15 protein-coding genes are annotated in these 17,332 nt (G+C 64.5%); 14 read left to right on the forward strand and 1 reads right to left on the reverse strand.

Annotated features, from left to right (window positions below):
- Positions 1-5: 5 nt before the first annotated feature.
- The 14 genes from AC0YKC_RS21790 to AC0YKC_RS21855 all read left to right on the forward strand — a co-directional run bounded on the left by AC0YKC_RS21790 (position 6) and on the right by AC0YKC_RS21855 (position 15,407).
- A complete protein-coding gene (locus AC0YKC_RS21790) occupies positions 6-1,085 on the forward strand; it encodes an ABC transporter substrate-binding protein (RefSeq protein WP_488512499.1) in 1,080 nt (359 codons plus the stop codon).
- Complete coding sequence (locus AC0YKC_RS21795; protein ID WP_488512500.1) at positions 1,085-1,936, forward strand: IclR family transcriptional regulator; 852 nt, start codon at positions 1,085-1,087, stop codon at positions 1,934-1,936. Before AC0YKC_RS21790 ends, AC0YKC_RS21795 begins: the two co-directional genes overlap by 1 nt.
- Before the next feature lie 27 nt (positions 1,937-1,963).
- A complete protein-coding gene (locus tag AC0YKC_RS21800; RefSeq protein ID WP_434723505.1) occupies positions 1,964-2,995 on the forward strand; it encodes a sugar ABC transporter substrate-binding protein in 1,032 nt (343 codons plus the stop codon).
- A 224-nt stretch (positions 2,996-3,219) separates the two neighbouring features.
- Positions 3,220-4,203: an ABC transporter permease gene (locus tag AC0YKC_RS21805; protein ID WP_488512501.1), complete on the forward strand. Its 984-nt coding sequence runs from the start codon at positions 3,220-3,222 to the stop codon at positions 4,201-4,203.
- Complete coding sequence (locus AC0YKC_RS21810) at positions 4,193-5,725, forward strand: sugar ABC transporter ATP-binding protein (protein WP_488512502.1); 1,533 nt, start codon at positions 4,193-4,195, stop codon at positions 5,723-5,725. The genes AC0YKC_RS21805 and AC0YKC_RS21810 overlap by 11 nt, the downstream gene beginning before the upstream one ends.
- A gap of 63 nt (positions 5,726-5,788) precedes the next feature.
- The gene (locus AC0YKC_RS21815) at positions 5,789-6,784 is read left to right on the forward strand and encodes an ABC transporter permease (RefSeq protein ID WP_488512503.1); all 996 of its coding nucleotides are present in this window, start codon (positions 5,789-5,791) and stop codon (positions 6,782-6,784) included.
- Position 6,785: 1 nt separating this feature from the next.
- Entirely contained in the window at positions 6,786-7,571 is a 786-nt protein-coding gene (locus AC0YKC_RS21820) for an SDR family NAD(P)-dependent oxidoreductase (RefSeq protein ID WP_488512505.1), read from the forward strand.
- Between the two features lie 18 nt (positions 7,572-7,589).
- Complete coding sequence (locus tag AC0YKC_RS21825; protein WP_488512506.1) at positions 7,590-8,795, forward strand: CaiB/BaiF CoA transferase family protein; 1,206 nt, start codon at positions 7,590-7,592, stop codon at positions 8,793-8,795.
- A gap of 2 nt (positions 8,796-8,797) precedes the next feature.
- The gene (locus AC0YKC_RS21830; RefSeq protein WP_488512507.1) at positions 8,798-9,586 is read left to right on the forward strand and encodes an enoyl-CoA hydratase/isomerase family protein; all 789 of its coding nucleotides are present in this window, start codon (positions 8,798-8,800) and stop codon (positions 9,584-9,586) included.
- Entirely contained in the window at positions 9,583-11,361 is a 1,779-nt protein-coding gene (locus AC0YKC_RS21835; RefSeq protein WP_488512508.1) for a CoA-transferase, read from the forward strand. Before AC0YKC_RS21830 ends, AC0YKC_RS21835 begins: the two co-directional genes overlap by 4 nt.
- Positions 11,362-11,371: 10 nt before the next feature.
- Positions 11,372-12,220 (forward strand): SMP-30/gluconolactonase/LRE family protein, encoded by an 849-nt coding sequence (locus AC0YKC_RS21840; RefSeq protein WP_320297148.1) that lies wholly within the window; start codon positions 11,372-11,374, stop codon positions 12,218-12,220.
- A gap of 328 nt (positions 12,221-12,548) precedes the next feature.
- Positions 12,549-13,532 (forward strand): ABC transporter substrate-binding protein, encoded by a 984-nt coding sequence (locus AC0YKC_RS21845; RefSeq protein WP_488512509.1) that lies wholly within the window; start codon positions 12,549-12,551, stop codon positions 13,530-13,532.
- Between the two features lie 190 nt (positions 13,533-13,722).
- The gene (locus tag AC0YKC_RS21850; protein WP_320297145.1) at positions 13,723-14,526 is read left to right on the forward strand and encodes an ABC transporter permease; all 804 of its coding nucleotides are present in this window, start codon (positions 13,723-13,725) and stop codon (positions 14,524-14,526) included.
- A gap of 122 nt (positions 14,527-14,648) precedes the next feature.
- Complete coding sequence (locus AC0YKC_RS21855) at positions 14,649-15,407, forward strand: ABC transporter ATP-binding protein (RefSeq protein ID WP_488512602.1); 759 nt, start codon at positions 14,649-14,651, stop codon at positions 15,405-15,407.
- Between the two features lie 305 nt (positions 15,408-15,712).
- Here AC0YKC_RS21855 and AC0YKC_RS21860 read toward each other — a convergent pair whose 3' ends face one another.
- Positions 15,713-17,332: a GMC family oxidoreductase gene (locus AC0YKC_RS21860; protein WP_488512510.1), complete on the reverse strand. Its 1,620-nt coding sequence runs from the start codon at positions 17,330-17,332 to the stop codon at positions 15,713-15,715.

The raw sequence follows: 17,332 nt of genomic DNA on the forward strand, positions 1-17,332 counted from the left end.
CCAGCGTGGCGCCGTATCGCGCCGCCAATCCCCGCCTGGAAATCGAATGGGACCGCCGCAGCCTCTATGAGTTCGGCGAGGGCGCGCTTGGCCCTGTGCTCTCGGCCTATGATCTGGTGGTGTTCGACCATCCCTTCATCGGCGACATCGCGCAGGACGAGCTGATGGTGCCGTTCGACGCGTATCTGTCGGCGGAACAGGTCCGCTTTTTCGAGCAGGATTCGGTCGGTCCGTCCTGGCGGTCCTACAAGAAGAACGGGCGGCAATGGGCGCTTCCGATCGATGCCGCCTGCCACGTCGCCTCCTATCGTCCGGACCTTCTGGAGCGCTACGGGCCGGTGCCGCGTACGCATGAAGAAGTCGTCGCGCTCGGCCGGCTGGCGCGCAAGGACGGAAGGTGGCTTGGCCTGCCTTTCGTGGCGACGGACGCGATGTGCCTGCTTCTGACGCTTGGCGACCCGCAGGAAGACGGTGAGCACTTCATCGCGCCGGACATGGTCGAGACGGCCGTCGGGCAATTGCGCGAGCTTGCGGCGCTGTCGCATCCGAACTCGTCCGGTTGGAATCCGATCCGCTGCTACGACCACATGATCGCGCATGACGACGTCGTCTATGTGCCGTTCGCCTTCGGCTATGTGAACTACGCCGCGAAAACCGACAGGCCGTATCTGCGCTTTGCCGATGTGCCGACCGTGCGATCGGCCGGCGCGCTGCTCGGCGGCGCCGGCATCGGCGTCAGCGCACAGTCGAAGCACAAGCAGCATGCGATCGACTACGCGCTGTTCCTGTGCTCGCCCAATTATCAGCGCGGCGACTATGTGAAATCGGGCGGACAGCCGGGATCGCTGGCGGCCTGGAAGGACGCCGAGGTCAATCGTCTCTCCGGTGATTTCTTCTCCTCGACGCTGCGCACGATCGGCTCGTCCTATCTGCGTCCGACGCATCCGGGCTTCATCGCCTTCTTCCGCGACTGCGCGCCGCGCGCGGCTGCTGCGATCGCCGGCGACATCTCGGCCGCTGAACTCGCCGATCACGTCAACCGCCTCTATCGCGAAACCAGGCAACCGGAACGGAGCGTCGCGTGATGGCCGCCGGTATTGCCGAAACGCTTGAGGAAAGCGAAAGCGGCCGCAACGGATATCGCGTGCCGGCGGTGGAGAAGGCGCTCGACGTGCTGGAGTTCATGGCCTCCAGGGCCGAAGCGCTGACCCAGACCGAGATCGCCACCGGCATGGGCCGCTCCATCCACGAAATCTACCGCATCCTGCTCTTGCTGGAGAAGCGCGGCTACCTCTTCCGCACGCAATCGGACCGCTTCCGGCTGTCGCTGAAACTGTTCGAGCTGGCGCATATGCATCCGCCGGTGAACAGGCTGGTCGAATCCGCGCTGCCGGTGATGCGCGAATTGACCGCCAATGCCGACCAGAGCTGCCACCTGGTGGTGCGCGAGGGGCAGAACGCGCTGGTGGTGCTACAGATCGATTCACCGCTGCCGATGCGTTACTCGGTCGCACTCGGCTCGCATTTCCCGATCCTCGAAACCAGTTCCGGCGCGGTGCTGCTTGCCCATTCGAACCGGACCGAGCGCGACCGCATCGTCGAGCGCATCGTGGCCGCCGGCGAAGGGCAGGGGACGCGCGAAGAGATCGAGGCGCGGCTGAACGAGGTGGCCAGGCTCGGCTACGAGATGCGCGCGTCACTGGCCGTCGAGGGCTGCACCAACATTTCCATGCCCGTGCGCGATCATGTCGGCGCGGTCATCGCCGCGCTCACGGTGCCACTGCTGCCGCAGAAGGCGGCGCGCTTCGACCGCCAGACCGTCTTCGAGCGAACCCGGGCCGCCGCCGAGAAGATATCGGCCGCGCTCGGTTGGGGCGAAGCCAACAGCTCTTCACGTGCCGACCCGGAACGGCGGGATTACCCGTTCAGCGACTGAGACAAACGAAAACCCTGGGAGAGAAAAATGCACTGGTCCAAATCAATCCTGCTCGCATCCGCGGCCATGCTGGCGATCGGCGCGGCGGCGGCGCATGCCGAGAACATGCCCAAGCACATCGGCTACGTCACCAACTACGCCACGCATGAGTGGTACCAGAACGTCATCAAGGGCATGAAGGCGCACGGCAAGGAACTGGGAATCGAGGTCGAGGTCCAGGACGCCAATCTCGACATCGCCAAGCAGGTCGCCGCGGCCGAGGACTTCATCGCCAAGGGCGTCGACGTGCTGATCATCACCCCGGTGAATGAGGAAGGCGTGGTGCCGCTGCTGCGCCAGGCCAAGGCCGCCAACATCCCGGTGGTGCTCGAGGGCAACCCGGTCAAGGGCATGACCACCATGGTCGCCATCTGCGACTACGACACCGGCTATTTCTCCGGCGTCGAGGCGGGCAAATATGCCAAGGAAAAGCTCGGCGGCGTCGCCAAGGTGATGAATGTCGGCTTGCCGTTGCTGTCGGCGACGGTGCTACGCTCACAGGGCTTCATGGACGGGCTCAAGACCATCGTCCCCGACGCGGTCATGGTCCACGACCTCGACGGCGGCGGCAATCCGGACCGCGCGCTGGAAGTGTCTTCGGCGGCACTCGCCAAGAACTCCGACGTCAACATCATCTACGGCATCAACGACTCGTCGTCGCTCGGCGGCCTGCAGGCCTGGAAGGCCGCCGGCAAGTCGCAGGACGGCCTGCTGACGGTCGGCACCGGCGGCGAAGGGCTCGCCTTCATCAACGCCATGCAGAACGAGCCGTCCTACCGCATCGAGGCCGCCATGTTCCCGGAGAAGGAAGGCTTCACGACCATCGACGCGGCGGTCAAGTTGTTCAACAACGAACAGGTGCCGGAGCACATCGTCAGCCCGACCGCGCCGATGACTGGCGACGACTGGAAGAAATACTATGATTACGACGGCTCGGCCCGCACCATCAAATGGGACGCCGTCAACGCGCTGCAGCCGCCGGCAAAGTGCATGAAGACCTCGGCCGACCTGAAGAAATAGGCCGATCGACACGGTCCTTCCCGCGTCGCGGGAAGGGCTACCAGCCAGGCGTCGATGGCCCGCGAAGGCACGGCGCCGGCGCCTGACCTTAGAGCCGGATGATTTCAGGTCTGTTCGACCTGAAATCTGAATCCGTCTCTAAATCCAAGAGATAGAGCATGATGTCGTCCGAAAACCGCTTCACACTTTTCGGCATCATGCTCTAGCGACGGGAATGGACTGACATGAGCGAGCTAACACACGCTTCCGCGCAGAAGCGTTTCATCGGCGGCCAAGTTCTCGGCAGCAGCCAGCTGGTGCTGGGCGCGATCCTGGCGGTGCTTTGCATCGCCATCTCGATCGCGGCGCCGCAGTTCTACTCGGAGGCCAACATCATCGCCATCCTGCGCCAGTGCGCGCTGGTGCTGATCGTCGCTTCGGGCATGACCATGCTCATCATCACGGCGGAAGTCGACCTGTCGGTCGGCGCCTCGCTTGCCTTTGTCGGCTGCATCGGCATGGCGGTGCTCAATTCCACCCACAGCCTCGCGCTCGGCATGCTGGCGGCACTTGCCTTTGCCGGCGGCGTCGGCCTGTTCAACGGGCTCGTCGTCACCCGGCTCAGGGTGAACTCGCTGATCGCCACCATCGGCACCATGATGATGCTGCAGGGCGGCGTCTATCTGTTCACGCGCGAAGCGGTGCAGAACCACAATCAACTGGCAAGCTTCACCGATCTCGGCGCCGGCTATGTCGGCGCCGTGCCGGTCCCCGTCATTGTGGCGGCGCTGATCTTCATCGTCGCCTATGTGACGCTGCGCTTCACCACGCTCGGCCGCTACCTTTACGCGGTCGGCGCCAATGAAAAGGCGGTGCGCCTGTCCGGCTTGCGTTCGGAACGGCTCAAGCTGCTTGCCTTCGTCGTCACCGGCCTGTGCGTGGGCGTCGCCGGCATGATCCTGTCGTCATTGATGAATGCCGGCCAGCCGACTGCCGGGCGCGGCTTCGAGCTGACGGTGATCGCCGCCGTCATCCTCGGCGGCACTAGCCTGCTCGGCGGCCGCGGCTCGCTGTTCGGCACGCTGCTCGGCGTTCTGGTGCTGAAGGTGATCGACAACGGCATCATCATCCTCGGCTGGAACCAGGACCTGCAGATGGTGGTGCCGGGCATCGTCATCATCCTGGCGACCTATCTCGACATCATCCGGAACAAAGCCAATGTCCGTTGATTTCCTCCACCCCGGCGAAGGCGCGGCCATCGACACGAATGTGTCGGCGCTGGAGATGCGTGGCATCGGCAAGCGGTTTCCGGGCGTGGTGGCGCTGGACAATGTCGACTTCACGCTGGAGCCCGGCAAGATCCACGCCCTGATGGGCGAAAACGGCGCCGGCAAGTCGACGCTGATCAAGATCATGGCAGGCGTCTACGGCAAGGATGCCGGCACGGTCCGCATGCGCGGACGCGAGGTCGACATCAAGTCGCCGCGGGACAGCCTCAAGGAAGGCATCAAGGTCGTCTTCCAGGAGATCGCGTTGATCTCCGAATTCACCGTCGCGGAAAACATCTTCCTGGAAGGTTATCCGACCGGCAGGACCGGCTCGATCGACTGGAAGAAGATCCGCGCGGACTCGGCGGCGCTGTTCAACCGCATCGGCTTCAACGTCGATCCGGCGGCGCGGACGGGATCGCTGCCGGTCAGCCAGCAGCAGATGGTCGAGATCGCCCGCGCGCTCGCTCATGAGGCGCGCGTGGTCGTGATGGACGAACCGACATCCTCGCTGACGCCGAACGAAGTCGCGCTGCTGTTCACCGTCATCCGCCGCCTGGCATCGCTCGGCATCGCCGTGGTCTATGTCAGCCACAAGCTCGACGAGGTGTTCGAGATCGCCGATACGGTGACGGTGCTGCGCGATGGACGCCACATATCGACCAAGCCGATCGGCGAGCACACCAACGACACGCTGATCCAGGACATGATCGGCCGGCGCATCGACAACCTCTTTCCCCGCCAGCGCGGCGCGGCGGGCAGCAAGGTGGCGCTGTCCGTCGAGAAGCTCAGCACGGCGAAGAAGCTCATCGACGTGTCCTTCGAGGCGCGCGCCGGCGAGGTGCTCGGCTTTTTCGGATTGATGGGCGCCGGCCGCACCGAGCTCGCCAAGGCGATGGTCGGTTATGACCCGATCACTTCGGGCGCGATCATGGTCGACGGTCGGCGCCTTGCGCCGCACGACACGCGCACCGGGGTGCGGCTCGGCATCGGCCTGCTCACCGAGGACCGCAAGAGCGAAGGCCTGATGGGCGAGCTGCCCGTCTACCAGAATGCCAGCCTCGCCTCGCTCGGCGGGTTCGCCCGATTGGGCTTCGTCGACAAGGCGAAGGAGCATCAGGCGGTGCAGGACTATGTCGACCGCTTCCGCATCAAGACGCCCAGCCTGTTCCAGCAGATCAAGAACCTGTCGGGCGGCAACCAGCAGAAGGTGCTGATCTCGCGCTGGCTGATGCGGGGCCTGAAGGTCATCGTCGTCGACGAGCCGACGCGCGGCATCGATGTCGGCGCCAAGTCGGAAATCTTCGCGCTGATCGACCGGCTCGCCGGCGAGGGCCTGGCGGTCGTCATGATGACCTCGGAGATGCCGGAGCTGCTTGGCCTCGCCGACCGTATCGCGGTGATGTGCGAGGGCCGTCTGACCGCTGTCATGTCGCGCGAGGAAGCCACGCAGGAAAAGATCCTCAATGCGGCGATCGGATAGAACCATGGCGCATCGCCGCAGCATTGTTTGCGATACGCGCCATTCCCTCGGAGGAGGCAAGCGATGAGCCTTGCAAGCACGGCTTCCGCAAAAGACCAGCCATCCATGCTGGCGCGGCTCTTTGCCCGGCAGGAGCTGGCGCTGCTCGTGTGCCTGATCCTCGTGCTGGCGTTCTTTTCCGCCACGGTCGAGAATTTCTTCTCCGTGCGCAACATGACCAACGTGCTCGGGCAGGCCTCGCTGGCGCTCACCGCCGGCATCGGCTGCGCCATCGTCTTCATCTCCGGCGAGGTCGACATCTCGATCGGCTCGCTGCTGGCGACCATCGCGCTGCCGCTGATCATCATCATGAACGACACCAACTCGCTGCTGCTCGGCGTCAGCGGCGCGCTGCTGTTCGGCCTGATCATCGGCGTGGTGAACGGCTATCTCGTTGCCTATGCCGGCATCAACTCGCTGATCGTGACGCTGGGCACGATGTTCATCATGCGGGGCGGCGTCTATCTCTACACCGGCCAGCGCGCGATCCCCGACGACGCCAGCCTCGACAGCTTCATCGCGCTCTCCGACGGGCGTCTGTTCAACATCATCCCGTACTCGGCGGTGATCGCCATCGTGCTGCTTGCCGCCTTCGGCTACATGATGCAGCACCGGCCGTTCGGGCGGCAGATCTATGCCGTCGGCGGCAACCAGGAAGTGGCGCGGCTGGCAGGCTACGACGTGCGGCGCGTCAAGTTCATCTGCTTCATCATCAGCGCGCTGCTGGCGACGGTCGCCGGCATCATCCTGGCGGCGCGTGTCGGTTCGGCGCAGCATACGGCGGGATTGAATTTCGAATTCCAGGTCGTCGCCGCGACGGTGCTCGGCGGGGTGAGCCTTGCCGGCGGCATCGGCAGCCTGACCGGCATGGCGCTCGGCGTCCTGATCCTGCAGTTCCTGTCCAACGGCCTGCGCGGGCTCGGGCTGCCGACTGAATGGCAGCTGGTCATCACCGGCATGATCATCATTGCGGCGGTCGCCTTCGACGAAGCGAAGCGCCGGCGCGCGAATGGAGGCTGACATGGCTCGTCTCGACGGAAAAACTGCCGTCATCACCGGTGCGGCCGACGGCATCGGCCACGCGATCGCCGAGGCGATGGCGCGGGAAGGGGCGCATGTCTTCCTCGGCGACATCGCCGACGACGCCGGCGAGAAGTTCGCCGCAGCACTGCGCGCTGCCGGCCGCAGCGCCGACTACGTCCATTGCGACGTCTCCCAGGAGGCCGATATCGCCGGCCTGATCGACAGCGCCGTCAAGAAGACCGGACATCTCGACGTCCTGGTCAACAACGCCGCCATCGCCATCGGCGGCATGCCGGTGCACGAGATGACCGACGAGCAGTGGCACAGGCTGATCGCGGTCAACCTGACCAGCGTCTTCCGCGGCTGCAAATACGCGCTGCCGCACATGATCGCGCAGAAGTCGGGATCGATCATCAACATGGCCTCGGCGCAGGGCCATATCGGTCTCGATGGCTGGACCGCCTATGCCGGCGCCAAGGGCGCGGTGATGGCGATGACGCGCCAGATGGCGGTCGAGTTCGGCCCGATGAACATCCGCGTCAACTCGATCTCGCCGGGCACCATCAACACGCCGATGAACGACAGGCTGATCAAGGAGATCGGCGGCAGCCTCGCCAAGGCCTGGGTCAAGATGCATCCGCTCGGCCGCATCGGCCAGCCCTCGGAAGTGGCCGAGGCCGCCGTCTATCTGGCTTCCGACGCAGCCGGCTTCACCACCGGCACCGATCTGCGCGTCGATGGCGGGCTGACGGCCGCGCCCCGCTACGTTCCCGAACTGCTTTGAAACGAAACGAGACATGAAATGAACAAGGCCCTCGAAGGCGTCCGCATCCTCGACTTCAGCCATCTGCTGCAGGGACCGTTCGCCACACAGCTGCTCGGCGACATGGGCGCCGATGTCATCAAGATCGAGCGCGCCGGCGCCGGCGACATGTTCCGCGGCATGACCTTCTTCGCCAAATGGGTGGGCGGCTCCGAGAGCCCGAACTTCCTTGCCTGGAACCGCAACAAGCGCTCCATCGCGCTCAACCTGAAGAGCCGCAAGGTGCACGCCATCATCATGGAGATGGCCCGGACCGCGGACGTCGTCGTGCAGAATTTCCGTCCCGGCGTGCTGGCCAAGCTCGGCTACGGCTATGAGGACTTCAAGGCCGTCAATCCGCGCATCATCTATTGCTCGGGTTCGGGCTATGGCGAGGAAGGCCCTTATGTAGAGCGTCCTGGACAGGACATGCTGATCCAGGGCCTTGCGGGGCTGATCGCCAACACCGGCCGCGGCGACCAGGCGCCGGTTCCGGCAGGCGCCGGGCTTGCCGACCAGATCGGCGCGATGAACATGGTCTATGGCATCCTGTCGGCGCTCTACTATCGCGAGAAGACCGGCAAAGGGCAGAAGATCGAGGTCAACCTGCTGGCCGGCCTCTTGGCGCATCTCAACCAGGAATATGTCGCCGTGCTCAATCTCGGCGAGGATTTCGTGCGGCCGAATTCCGGCATCGGCCATCCCGGCATGCAGGCGCCATTCGGCATCTATGAGACGAAGGACGGCGGCTATGTGTCGATCGCCATGAGCCCGTACAAGACGCTCTATGAGGTGCTGGAAGCGCCGCAGCTCGCCGTCTACGACGACCTCAAGACCTTGTTCGACAAGCGCGACGAAGTGTTCGAGAAGGTCAATGCCGAGACCAAGAAATTCGCCACGCAGGATCTCTTGGCGCGGTTGCTCAAGGCCGACATCTGGTGCGCCGAGGTGAAGGATATCCGCCGCGCGGCGGAAGACCCGCAGGTCACGCATATGGGCATGATCACCAGCTACGATCATCCGCGCGGCGGCAAGGTGCGGGTGGTGGCGCCGGCGGTCAAGATGAGCGAGACGCCCGCGACCATCGAGCGGCCGGCGCCGCTGGTCGGCCAGCACGGCCGTGAGATCCTGGCCGAGTTCGGCCTGTCGAAGGACGAGATCGCGGCGCTCGAGGCGTCCGGCGACATGACCGTGGACGCGGCCTGACGATGCGCACCTACCAGACGCTCACCGTCGAAATCCAGGGCCGCGTCGCGGTCGTCACCTTCCGCCGCGCCGACCAGCTCAACGCCATGAATCGGATGATGCAAGGCGAGATCACCGAGGTCTTCGAGGCGCTGTCCTCCGACGCGGGCGTCGGCGCGATCGTGGTGACCGGCGAGGGGCGGGGCTTCATGGCCGGCGCCGACATCAAGGAATACGCTGCCCAGACGGCGGCCGAGTTCGACACGTTCCAGGCTGCCGGCACGCGCATGTATGCGGCGATCGAGGAGAACCGCAAGCCGGTGATCGCGGCGGTCAACGGCTTCGCGTTGGGCGGCGGCATGGAGCTGGTGCTGTGCTGCGACATCGTGATCGCCAACCAGTATGCGAAACTTGGGCTGCCGGAGATCAAGCTCGGGCTGATCCCCGGCGGTGGCGGCACGCAGCGCAGCGTCGCCAGGCTCGGCCGCAACCGCGCCAATTTCCTGCTGATGACCGGCGCGATCGTGCCGGCCTCCGAATTCGTCAGCGCGGGCCTGGTCAACGAGATCGTCGATGTCGAAAGGCTGATGCCGCGCGCGCTTGAACTGGCCGGGATGATCGCCGCCGAGCCGGCTGCCGCGATCGAAGGTCTCAAAGTCCTGACGGGGCATGCGGAGTCGGGCGATCTGGCCGATGGCCTCGCCATGGAGCGTAACATACTGGGCGGCCTTTACCGCAGCGAGGTTGGCCAGCGGCGCGTCAGGGAATTCGCCGAGAGGAGCGCGATCAAGGTGAAAAAGGCCGGGCCGTGAAGATCGGCGATCGAACTGCATTGTCTCTGGTCAAGCCGAACCGGCCGCGCTTCACCGATGTCGAGGGGTTGGCTGCAATGGTCGGCCATGGCGACGCTTTCGGCGTCGGCGGTCATCATTTCGCCCGACTGCCGATCGCCTTGCTGCGTGTGATCGCCAAGACCGGTGTGAAAGACTTGCACTACGTCTCCTGGGCTGGCGGCTTGCCGCTCGAGCTGCTGCTCGAGGCGGGCGCGGTGGCGGAAATCGAGCTGTGCTTTTCCAGCCTCGACATCTTCGGGCTGCCGCCGAAATTCCGCGCGGCCGCCGAGAGTGGCGCGATCCCCGTCCGCGACTGGACGGCCCTGGCCATGATCCAGGCGCTGCGGGCGGCGCAGCAGAACCTGCCGTCGATGCCGTTCCAGCTTCCTCAAGGGTCCGACATGCTGGCGCGCGTGCCGGGCGCGATCGCCAGGCCCGATCCGGTGGCGGGGACCGATACCGGATTTGTCCCGCCGCTCAGGCTCGACACATTTGTCGTCCACGCCCAGCGCGCCGACGAAAGCGGCAATGTCGAGATCATCGGGCCGCGGGCGCTGGACTTCGCCATGGCCGGCGCGGCGCGCCAGGTGCTGGTCACGGTCGAGGAGATCGTGCCGGTTGGGGCACTGCGCCGGGACGGCCGCCAGAGCATCCTCACCCGCAATCAGGTTTCGGCCATTGCGCTTGCGCCGGGCGGCGCCTATCCGGCCTCGTGCCTGCCATTCTACGTCACGGATTATCAGGCCTTGTCGGAGGCCTTCGCGACGAAGGACGCAGCTCTGTCGGATAGGCTCGGTCTGCCTTTAGGCGGCCTGCCGGAGCGGCTTCAAAGAGCGGCCAAGGTCACCGCCGAAATGGTCCTCGCGATGCCTGCATTGTCGCAGGGCGAAGGGGAAGCAACCGTCGACGAGATCATTGCCGCGCGGATCGCGGCCGAGCTCGACAATGAGAGCTTCGCCAGCGCCGGCGCGGTGTCGCCGCTCGCCAATGTCGCCTATCGGCTGGCCAAGGCGACGCATGCGCCTGACATGATCATCGCGACGATGAGCTGCGGCCACCTCGACGTCGCGCCGAGCCCGATGGTGCTGTCGCTGATCGAAAGCCTCGATTGCGAGACGGCCGTGGCGCATGCCGGCGGCGACGACACCTACTCGACCTACTACCAGGCGGGCGCGGTGACGCATGAGATCGTCGGCGCCGCGCAAGTCGACCGGCACGGCCGCGTCAATACCATCGCGCTGCGCAAGCCGAGCGGCGGTCTGATCCGGCTGCCGGGGCAGGGCGGCATGGCCGACGTCGCCAACATGCATCGCGACTACCTGCTCTACGTTCCGCGTCATTCGGTCCAGTCGCTGGTCGACGCGGTCGAGATCGCGAGCTCGGCGCGCGGACTGCTGACGCCGTCCGAACGCGAGCCGATGGGCTATTGCACAGGCAAGGCGCTGGTCTTCACCGATCTCTGCATCTTCCGGCTCGACCAGGCATCCAGGAAATTGATCGTCATCGAAACCATGCCGGGCGTCACCCGGCCGCAGATCGGTGAAGCCACCGGTTTCGAAGTGACATTCGATGCCGATTGCCGCGAGGTGCCGGTGCCCTCCAGCGATACGCTTGCCGTGCTGCGAAGCCGCATCGACCCGCTTGGCCTGCGGCGCCTGGAATTCGTCAGCGCCAAGGAGCGTGGCGCGCTCATCGCCGAAATCCTCGCGGCCGACCGCGCGATGGTCGAACGCTGCATCGCCGCGCAAAGCTGAGAAACGTTCCATGGCAAAACCGTTGCTCGATATGTCCGCCGCCCGCGTCTTCTTCGACGGCATCTTCACCGACCCGCGCGTCGCGCATCCGGAAGGCGTGGCCGTCCATCGCGACGGATCGATCTGGTGCGGTACCGAGACCGGCGATCTGCTGAGACTGGCGGCAGACGGCGGCTCGGTCGAGCGCATGGGCGGCACCGATGGCTTTCTGCTTGGCATTGCCTTCGACAGCGCCGGCAACTGCTTTGCCTGCGATCTCAGGCATGCCGCGATCTTCCGTTGGGATGCCGCGACAGGTCGCATGGAGCGGTTCGCTTCGTCCGGCATCCGCGTGCCCAACTATCCGATCGTCGACGAGGCGAGAGGCTGGCTCTTCGTTTCGGACAGCGTCGGCGAGGACAATCGCTCGGGCATCTTCCGTTACGATCTCAAGACGGGCGAGGGCGGCCTGTGGTGCCGGGACGCGATGTCGTTCGCCAATGGCATGGCCATGGCGCCGAACGGCAACGGCCTCTATGTGGTGGAAAGCAACGCGCCCTGTATCAGCCACGTTCCGATCCTTGCCGACGGCAAGGCTGGGGTCCGGCAGGTCGTGGTCGAAGACGTTCGCAATGTTCCAGACGGGCTCGCCTTCGCTCCCGACGGCTCGCTGCTGATCTCATGCTACGAGCCGAGCCGCATCTATCGCTGGCGAAAGGAGCAAGGTCTCGAAGTATTGATCGAGGATCCGGCCGCGACGACGCTGGCGCATCCCACCAACATCGCCTTCAAGGGCGACAAGCTCTACACCGCGAACCTTGGCCGCTGGCACATCACCGAGATCGATCTGGCGGCGATTGCGGGCTTGAGCGGCGCCTGAACCGCCAAAGATAAGACGGCGCCGCCGCGGAAGAGGCGTGACTGTCGCGCCTTGCGCCTTCGATCGGGCGAGCGTCGCCACCGCAAGAATTCCCTTGGTCGACAAGCCGTTCACGGCCACGCGAGGCCGGCTGCTTCGGTTTCGGCGAAGCAAAGGACAGAAAAAGACTTCTTTTTGCGATCCGGCCCGGATGCTCTCTTGCGTGACCTAGAAGAAGGCCCGCCTGGGAGGGCGACGCATAACAAGAGAGCAGCTGCCGAAACGACAGCCTGGCATACGCCACTCCAATGAGGTCGATGCCGGTAACAGCCATAGGGGAACTACGACGATGAAGACATTCCGAAATTGCCTGATGACCGCGGTCAGCGCAGGCCTGCTGGGCCTAGGGCTTGCCGGTCCCGCCAACGCCGGCGCCATTCGCCTCGGCATGACCACCTGGGTGGGCTATGGGCCGCTGTTCCTTGCCCGTGACCTTGGCTACTTCAAGGAAGCCGGCGTCGATGTCGACCTGAAGATCATAGAAGAATCAGCGCTTTACATGGCGGCGGTGGCCGGCGGCGATCTCGACGGCGCTGCCTCCACCGTCGACGAGCTGATGAAATACCGCTCGGACGATCTCTGCTTCAAATATGTGGTGGCGCTCGACGACAGCCATGGCGGCGACGGCGTCGTCACGCAGGCCGACGTCAAATCGCTCAAGGATTTGAAAGGCCAGCCCGTCGCCTTGAACGAGGGCTCGGTTTCCGAATTCTGGTTCAACGTGCTCCTGAAGAAGGAAGGCATGACCGAGGACGATGTCAGCGTCACCAACATGACCGCCGACGACGCCGCGACGGCCTTCATCGCCGGCCAGGTTCCCGCCGCGGTGACCTGGGAGCCACACCTCACCGAAGTCCGCAAGGGCGGAAAGGGCAAGGTGCTGATCGATTCCACCACCACCCCTGGCCTGATCGTCGACGTGATCGCGCTCAAATGCGACCTGATCGAGAAGCATCCCGAAGATGTGAAGGCCCTCATCAAGGGCTATTACAAGGCGGTCGAATACATCAAGACCAACCCGGACAAAGCCTATGAGATCATGGCCAAGGGCATTGGCGGCTATCTCGAGAAGCCCGAGGATTTCGCGGCCGGCGCCAAGGGCGTGCGGTACTACGACCGCGCCCGCAACCTGGAATTCTTCGGCACGCCGGAGAAGAGCGAAGCGGCCGACCTGGTGAATTTCGCGCAGGACATCTGGGGCAAGGCCGGCAAGCTCAAGATGACGATCGACTCGAAGACCATCCTCGACACCGATTTCATCAAGGAACAATGAGCCTTCGGGATCGCGGGGGTCGGCCCGTCCGGGCCGATCCCCGTTTCTCGAACGTCTGAGCTTCGCGCCTGGATCGTTTCACCGTTTCATGGAAACGGCGAACCGCTCCATCTCTTGTTTGACGCAATTCCGAGCGGAAAACCGCCCTCACTTTTCCTGGAATTGCTCTAAAATCAACGGAGGCCATCTTATGGCACAAAGGCGGACGGCGTGGACACGCCTGACGACCCCATTCGCCAACATTCCCGCCAGCACGGCAACCACGCTGGCGCTGGCGATGTGGGTGGTCGTGATCGGCGGCTGGGCATTGCTGTCCTACGGCCGCGTTGTACCGAACATGTTCCTGCCGACACCTGGAACCGTGCTCGAGACGACCTATCGCATGTCCCTGGACGGCAGCCTCTTCTACCACACTTTGACCAGCGCCAAGGTGGTGATCCTGGGCTTCATCGTGTCCTCGGCGATCGCTGTGCCGCTGGGACTGTGGATGGGGACCTACCGGGCGGTGCAGGCGCCGCTCGAGCCGCTGGTCAATTTCATCCGCTACCTGCCGGTGACCTCGTTCGTGCCTCTGTTCATCCTGTGGATCGGCATCGGCATCGAGCAGCGCATAGCGGTGATCTTCTTCGGTACGTTCTTCCAGCAGCTGGTGATGATCTCCGACTGCGCGCGCGGCGTCTCCAGGGATCTGGTCAACGCCTCCTACACTTTGGGCACCAAGCGCTCAGAAGCGGTGTGGCACGTCATCTTCCCCGCAGCGCTTCCTGCGATCCTCGACACGCTTCGCGTCACCATGGGCTGGGCCTGGACCTATCTGGTCGTGGCCGAGCTCGTCGCGGCGTCGAGCGGCCTCGGCTATATCAGCCTGAAGGCGATGCGCGGCTTCCAGGTCGACGTGATCTTCATGGCGATCGCCGCGATCGGGCTTCTGGGCCTGATCACCGACACGGCATTCCGCATTCTCCGGGCAAGGGTCGCGCCATGGGCACCTTGATCTTGAACGCATCCTCGCAAACCGCAGCCGGATCAAGGGTAGTGATGACCGAAACCATCAAGGCAAACAATCCAGACGGCCTGGCCTCTGCCAATGTCGATGCGCGCGCCGCCGGGACCACGATGGCCATCGAGGACGTGACACTGCGCTATGGCGACGCCAACGGCGTGCTGGCGCTGGACGATGTGTCGCTGAAGGTGGCCAAGAACGAATTCTGCGTCATCGTCGGCCCTTCGGGATGCGGCAAATCCAGCCTGCTCTACCTTGCCGCCGGCCTCAACGACGCGACCTCGGGCGTAATCAAGGTCGACGGCAGGGAAGTGATCGAGCCCGGCCCCGACAGGGGCATGGTGTTCCAGAGCTACACCTTGTTTCCCTGGCTCACGGTGCGCGCCAACATCGAATACGGGCCGAAGCGCAAGGGGCTGCCCGCGGAGCAGCGCAGGCAGATCGTCGACCAGTATCTAAACGAGGTCGGCCTTACGCCCTTCGCGGACCATTATCCCGCGCAGCTGTCCGGTGGCATGAAGCAGCGCGTGGCGATCGCGCGCGCCCTTGCCAACGACCCGGCCGTCCTCCTGATGGACGAGCCGTTCGGCGCGCTCGACAGCCAGACGCGCGGCACCATGCAGAAGCTGCTCCTGCGCGTCTGGGAGCGACAGCAGAAGACGGTGCTCTTCGTCACCCACGATATCGACGAGGCGCTGGTGCTGGGCGATCGCGTCCTGGTGATGACTGCGCGGCCCGGCAAGATCAAGGCCGAGATCACGGTCGACATCCCGCGGCCGCGCTCGATGGACGTGATCCTCGAGCCTGACTTCATCGCGCTCAAGCGCCGCATCCTCGGCCTTCTGCACGACGAGATCGACGAGGATCACTAGGTCTCCAGCACAGAAATTTTGATGGCTCGGGATGTGTTTCCGTTAGCATGTTGCATGCCTTGGGAGACTGGCCGAAAACGCCTATCAGTTCGTCATTCTCGGGCTTGACCCGAGAATCCATTCCGTGACGCCTGCCATGGGGCACAGCGGAGCAGAATTCTTCACTGCGGCGACGCCTCGGTGTCACGGCATGGATTCCAGGGTCTGCGCGCGTCGCTTCGCTCCTTGCTCCGCCCTAGAATGACGACGTTTTGGAGGGACTTAAGCCAGTTCCGGACGTTGCGACGGCTCACCGAAACATCGACCTACTTGCCGCCGTTGCGCGCCAAGCCGAGGATCATCTCGGAAGCCTTCTGCCCGATCATCATGCTCGGCGCGTTGGTGTTGCCGCCGATCAGCTTCGGCATGACCGAAGCGTCCGCGACTCGGAGCCCGTCCAAGCCGCGCACCTTGAGCGTCGCCGGATCGACGACGGCCATCGCGTCCGTTCCCATCTTGCAGGTTCCCACCGGGTGATAGACGGTCAGCGCCTCGGCGCGCAGATAGGCCAGGATCTCGTCGTCGCTGCGGACATCCTTGCCCGGCAACATCTCCTTGCCGCGCACCGCGTCGAACTCTGGCGAGGCAAAGATCTGGCGCGCGATCTTGATGCCTTCGACCAGCACCATGGCGTCGTCTTCATGCGTGAAGAAGCGGTGGTCTATGAGGACGTCCCGCCGAGCGCTGTCGGGTGACAATTTGATCTCGCCGACGCTTTTCGGCCGAAGCACGCAGGTGTGAATGGCGTAGCCGTGGCCGTATTCGATCAGCCTGCCGCGATGGCTGCGATAGCCTGGCACGAAGTGGAACTGGATGTCGGGCAAGCCGTTCGCATGCCTGGTCTTGGCAAAGCCGCCGGCTTCGACATAGTTGGTGGTGAGCATGCCCTTGCGGCGCGCGAAATACTGGAAAGGCGCGGCGGCGATACGGGGCAAGTTTGCGATCGACAGGCCGAGCGTCCTGGTGCTCCTGGAGCGCACGGTGATCATGCCGTCGATGTGGTCCTGCAGGTTCTTGCCGACGCCGGGCAGGTCGAGAACCGGCGTGATGCCGATCTGCCGGAGCTCGGCTGCTGGACCGATCCCTGAATCCATCAGGATCTTGGGCGAGTTGATGGCGCCGGCCGAGAGCACGATTTCGCGACTGGCCGAGAGCGTCTTCTGCTGGCCCTCATGCCGCACGCGTATCCCCTTGGCGCGCCCCTCGGCGATGACGAGGTCGATCACCTCGCATTCGCTGAGCAGCGTCAGGTTCCTGCGGTCGAGCACCGGACGCATGAAGGCGCTGAAGCTGCTGAAGCGCTGACCCCTGTCTTGCGTGACGTTGTAGATGCCGAGGCCGAACTGGCTTTCAGCATTGAAGTCGGTGTTGGCGGGCAGGCCGGCATTTTTCCCGGCATTGACGAACATGCCGGAAAGCTCGTTCGGATCGCGCGGATTGTCGACCAGCAATTCGCCGTCGCTGCCGTGATAGCGCGGGTCCTGGCCGAGCAGATTGCGCTCCAGCTTCCTGAACACGGGCAGCACGTCGCGGTAGGCCCAGCCGGCGCAGCCGAGTCCGGCCCACTCGTCATAATCCTCGGCGGCGCCGCGAATATAGACCATCGAGTTGATCGAGCTCGAGCCGCCCAGCGCCTTCCCGCGGTTGACCGGAATGCTGCGGTTGTTGAGTTCAGGCTGCGGCACGCCGACGAAGCAATAGTCGTAGTTCGGGTTGCTGTAGAGCGAGAGGATACCCGCCGGCACCTTGACGCGCAGGCTGTCGTCGCTGCCGCCGGCCTCGATCAGGCATACTTTCGCCGACGGATCGGCGCTCAGCCGATTGGCGACCACGCAACCGGCCGAGCCGGCGCCGACGACGATGTAGTCAAATTCCGCCGCTTCCAT

Source organism: Mesorhizobium sp. CNPSo 4661 (assembly GCF_057784215.1).

What these genes read in the sequence shown, in the direction of transcription:
- AC0YKC_RS21845 (WP_488512509.1), top strand. Translation starts at nt 12,549, where the DNA reads ATGAAGACATTCCGAAATTGCCTGATGACCGCGGTCAGCGCAGGCCTG.
- AC0YKC_RS21795 (WP_488512500.1), top strand. Translation starts at nt 1,085, where the DNA reads ATGGCCGCCGGTATTGCCGAAACGCTTGAGGAAAGCGAAAGCGGCCGC.
- AC0YKC_RS21860 (WP_488512510.1), bottom strand. Translation starts at nt 17,332, where the DNA reads ATGGAAGCGGCGGAATTTGACTACATCGTCGTCGGCGCCGGCTCGGCC.
- AC0YKC_RS21830 (WP_488512507.1), top strand. Translation starts at nt 8,798, where the DNA reads ATGCGCACCTACCAGACGCTCACCGTCGAAATCCAGGGCCGCGTCGCG.
- AC0YKC_RS21805 (WP_488512501.1), top strand. Translation starts at nt 3,220, where the DNA reads ATGAGCGAGCTAACACACGCTTCCGCGCAGAAGCGTTTCATCGGCGGC.
- AC0YKC_RS21840 (WP_320297148.1), top strand. Translation starts at nt 11,372, where the DNA reads ATGGCAAAACCGTTGCTCGATATGTCCGCCGCCCGCGTCTTCTTCGAC.
- AC0YKC_RS21855 (WP_488512602.1), top strand. Translation starts at nt 14,649, where the DNA reads ATGGCCATCGAGGACGTGACACTGCGCTATGGCGACGCCAACGGCGTG.
- AC0YKC_RS21820 (WP_488512505.1), top strand. Translation starts at nt 6,786, where the DNA reads ATGGCTCGTCTCGACGGAAAAACTGCCGTCATCACCGGTGCGGCCGAC.
- AC0YKC_RS21800 (WP_434723505.1), top strand. Translation starts at nt 1,964, where the DNA reads ATGCACTGGTCCAAATCAATCCTGCTCGCATCCGCGGCCATGCTGGCG.
- AC0YKC_RS21825 (WP_488512506.1), top strand. Translation starts at nt 7,590, where the DNA reads ATGAACAAGGCCCTCGAAGGCGTCCGCATCCTCGACTTCAGCCATCTG.
- AC0YKC_RS21810 (WP_488512502.1), top strand. Translation starts at nt 4,193, where the DNA reads ATGTCCGTTGATTTCCTCCACCCCGGCGAAGGCGCGGCCATCGACACG.
- AC0YKC_RS21815 (WP_488512503.1), top strand. Translation starts at nt 5,789, where the DNA reads ATGAGCCTTGCAAGCACGGCTTCCGCAAAAGACCAGCCATCCATGCTG.
- AC0YKC_RS21850 (WP_320297145.1), top strand. Translation starts at nt 13,723, where the DNA reads ATGGCACAAAGGCGGACGGCGTGGACACGCCTGACGACCCCATTCGCC.